This is a genomic window from uncultured Campylobacter sp. (assembly GCF_937997595.1).
Lineage (GTDB): Bacteria > Campylobacterota > Campylobacteria > Campylobacterales > Campylobacteraceae > Campylobacter_B.
Window position 1 is genome coordinate 1 of record NZ_CALKTS010000272.1, and the last position, 3,920, is coordinate 3,920.

At 44.6% G+C, this 3,920-nt stretch carries 2 protein-coding genes; both read right to left on the reverse strand.

Translation table 11 applies throughout. The features are described 5' to 3' along the window. Positions 1–940, reverse strand: a 940-nt coding sequence (locus Q0614_RS08970; RefSeq protein ID WP_298788157.1) for a putative transporter, incomplete at its 3' end; no start/stop codon positions are given. 9 nt (positions 941–949) lie between these two features. Continuing rightward, on the reverse strand, positions 950–3,718 hold the full coding sequence (locus Q0614_RS08975; RefSeq protein WP_298788159.1) for a M16 family metallopeptidase: 2,769 nt from the start codon (positions 3,716–3,718) through the stop codon (positions 950–952). Positions 3,719–3,920: the final 202 nt, after the last annotated feature.

The following is a 3,920-nucleotide window of genomic DNA, read 5'->3' on the forward strand; positions in this document are numbered from 1 at the left end:
ACTCTTTAAGTCGCATATGGATTGAGCGAAGCTCCGTGATCGTCGTCCAGTTATTTATAAAAACGCTGAAGCTGCTGCGCACTTGATTAAAGGCATTGCTTACTTGAACCATAACCCCAAGTGTAATTGCTTTAGTAAATAGCCCCGGACCCATTATCAAGTAAGGCGTGATAATTAAAATTTGAGTAAAAGAATAAAGCCATAAATCAAAGTAGCAGTAGTGTAGATATAATTTGAAATAGTTGTATTTTATCTTGTCAAATATCGAGATAATTTTATCCTCGCCTGCGTAATTCGTCTTATCCTCTTCGGCAAAAACAAGCTCTTTTCTAAACGCTGCCTCGACCTTTTGGTTATTGTATTCCAGTCTCGGCAGATACCAACCCACTAGCCAAGAAATTATTAATCCGCCGATGCTAACTAAAAACGCGATCCAGACGAGCGAGCCGGGGATTTTTTTTAGAAATTCAAAAGGGACATTGCTGCTAAGTCCCCACAGCACCGGTATGAACGCAAACAGCGTCATAGCTGCCGAGAGCACTCTTGTGCCCATCTCTTCGATGGTTTTTGAGAAGCGAAAGATATCCTCTTGGATACGTTGCGAGCTGCCTTCGATATCTTTGCTTACCTTTTTCCAGTATGAAAAATAGGAAAAGCTTATCGCTTCTCGCCATTTAAATGCCCAAACCCGCGCTGCGTATCGCTCCGAAACCCCGGCGATAACGGAAGGCATCGCTATCCATAAAAAGACCTTCATCTGTGCGTAGAATTCCTCTAGCGTATGACGTTCTACGTTTTGGCACAGATCGTAAAACGCGCGGTACCATTCGTTAATCCGCACGCTTAGCGTAGTCTGATACCAGTTAATCGCGATTAAAAATACTAAGCCTGAATACGCTAAAAACGCCCATTTTTTACTCTTAAAAAACGATGAAAACATTAAATTCCTTTATTCTTTCGGTTGCGCCTCTTGCGGCTTTGTATCTCTGCTAGGTTTCGGATTTAAGATCGCCGTAAATAGCCTATTGCTTAGCATTTGTGCGGCTTTTTGCACATCCGCGCTTTTTACTGCGTTTATGCTTGCCGCATAGCTTTTTTCGTCATAGAGCGGATAGCCGTAAAGCTCGTGCGCAGTGATATTTCCAAGCCAAAAATCATTCGTCTGTGCAGCCCTTTTGGTCGATAGAATTTGCGCTTTTTTGAAATTTGCCAGCTCGCTATCTTTCGCGCCCGAGCTTTCGATCTGCTTTAAAATTTCACTCACGCTTGCTGCAACGGCACGGGCATCTTTCGGCTCGGTAGAAAACGATACGTTCAAGCTCGCTGCGATTTGTGGCTCACGCACATAGGCGCTATGCACCATCGCCGAGTAAATTTGTCCGCGCGCCTCGCGGATTTGCTCGACGATGCGATTGCTTAGCACGCTTTTTAACGCTTGAAATTTATAAGTGTCTGCAAAGTCGAAATTTTGCAGCTCATAGTTTGAAAAAATCATCCGAACTTCGCTTTTATCACTATCGCCATAATCTTGCACAATCTCGCCGCTAGAAGTATTTAGCATCAAAGTTTTAGGCGTAGCGCTGCTTGTGCCGGGCTTTAGATTGCCGATATATTTGGCTAGAATTTGTTTCGCACGCGCAGGCTCAAAATCGCCGCTAAGCACAAAGATAAAATCTCTAACACCTGAAAAAATTTCATCCGCATCGCGCTGTAAATCGGCAAGATTTGCGCTCTTTACGTCATCTACGCTAAGCGGCTGCTTGCGAGCCGTATCTCCTGAATATAGAGATTTTAAAATTTGCTCGCCGAATTTAAATTCCGCCGTCTCGTCTCGTAGCGCAATCGCCGAAAGCGCGTCGGTTTTGTATTTTGTAAGCGAGCTTGCATGAATTAGCGGCTCGCTAAATTTCGCGTAAAGCTCGTGTGCCATCGCCTCCAGATCCGCCCCTGCGCCTCTAAAACCGCAGTCTGCGTCATCCATCCTAAATCTTAGCTTATAATCAAATTTTGAGGTCAAGCGTCCCGCCTCGTATTCGTTTAGCTCGCCTATGGTGCCCGAGTTTAGCAGCGCGGTTAGAATTTCGCCATGAGCCTTGCCGAAATGCGCGTAGCCACCTTTTTTAACGGCTGCGAGGGTGATTTTATTTTTCTCGCTTTTAAGGGGTTTTAAAATTACGCGAGCGCCGTTTTTAAACTCCAAAATTTCAGTGCCGCTAGCGCCTTTTTGTGCTTTAAATTCCGTCTCTTTTAAATCTGCTCCCGCAAGCTGCTTGGAAGCAAGCTTCGAAGCAGCGAAATTAAACGGCAGCGCTTTTTCGTAGAGCAGCTCCGCGTCTTTTTGGCTAATGCCTAAATCCTTTGCCGAGATAATCTCCGTAAATCTCGCTCCATTCGTTATCTGAGAGAAAAATTTATTAACATCCGCTAGCGTTATTTCTTCTAAGGCCTTGAGGCTTAGATCGTGCTCGTCTTGCTTGCTAAGCTTTACATTGCCGTTTTGTACGAAATCAAGTAGCGCTCCTATTTGCGCACTTTGCGTATCGTTTTTAAGCAGATCGGCTTGCACTTGATGTTTAAATTCCGCCTTAACGCTATCAAAATCGTCATTGTTAAATCCGTGTTCGCGTACTCCTTTGATCGCGCTAAAAAGACTATTTAGCGTGGCGTTGGCGTCGAAATTAAAAATATTTGCGCTTATGCTGTATAGTCTGCGGTTTTTAAACAGATCGTCCGAGCCGAAATAGGCTTTAAGCGGAATTTTGGCATTTACATTCATCGCGTCGTATCCAAGCTCCATCAGCCTCGATACGTAGGCTTGCAGCCACTCATTTTTAAGCGCACCGTAGCTTCTTAGCGGCTCATATTTGCCTGCGTAAAGCACGCTAGCGACATTGGCGCCGAGCTCGGGCTCTACGGTGCTTGCTAGCCCGCCTTCAAATGGGCATAGGCTAAGATCGCGCGGGATTTTTTCGCCGTGCGCGGAAAGAGAGCTAAAATTTTGCTTGATTAGGTTTTTAATCTGCTCAACGTTTACGTCGCCCACGACTATGATGCTAATGGCGCTAGGAAGGTAGTTGCGCGCGTAGAATTTTTTTAGTTGCTCGCCGGTGGCGCCTTTGATGATTTCATTTTGTCCGATCGGAAAGCGTCTGGAAAATATGGAATTAGGGTATAAATATGTGGCGCGCTTTTCGTAAAAGCGCCTCTCAAAGCCTTTTTTTGCTTCCTCTAAGATGACGCCTTTTTCCTTTTGCGTTTCGTTCTCGTCAAATTTCACGCCGCCTGCATAATCGCGCAGTACCAAAAATACATCCTTTAGTGTCTCGTCGCTCACTTGGGCTTGGATGTTGTAGGTGGTGTTTTCAAAGCCAGTCTGTGCATTGAGATCGGCGCCGAATTTTACTCCCAGACGCTGCAGGGTGTGGACTAGCTCGTTTTTATCGAAGTGCTCGCTGCCGTTGAACGCCATATGCTCGACGAAATGCGCAAGACCCTGTTCGTCATCATTTTCATCAACACTACCTGCGGCTACGTTGAGGTAAAAAAGCGCGCTATTTTTCGGCACGTCGTTTTTGAGGATATAAAATTTCACGCCGTTTGCTAGCTTGCCGTGCACGACGCTAGGATCGAGCTTAAGCGGTGCATCTGGGTTGATATCTGCGGAGTAAAGGCTCAAAGAGCAAAGCAGGGCGGAGATAAAAAATATAAGCTTTTTCATAATTGTCCTTGGATTTTAAAAACGCGCGATTGTAGCAAAAGCTAGTTTAAAGTATGATTTTGCGAGCTTTGTTATGAGTGAAATTTTGCTAAGGATTTGGGATTTTACTTGCGGTTTTGAAATTTTACTTGTAGAATTTCAAGAAACGGAATTTTTGGAATTTTTGGAATTTTTGGAATTTTTGGAATTTTTGGAATTTTTG

Coding starts and splice junctions, on each gene's coding strand:
- Q0614_RS08975 (WP_298788159.1), bottom strand. CDS start 3,718: ATGAAAAAGCTTATATTTTTTATCTCCGCCCTGCTTTGCTCTTTGAGC.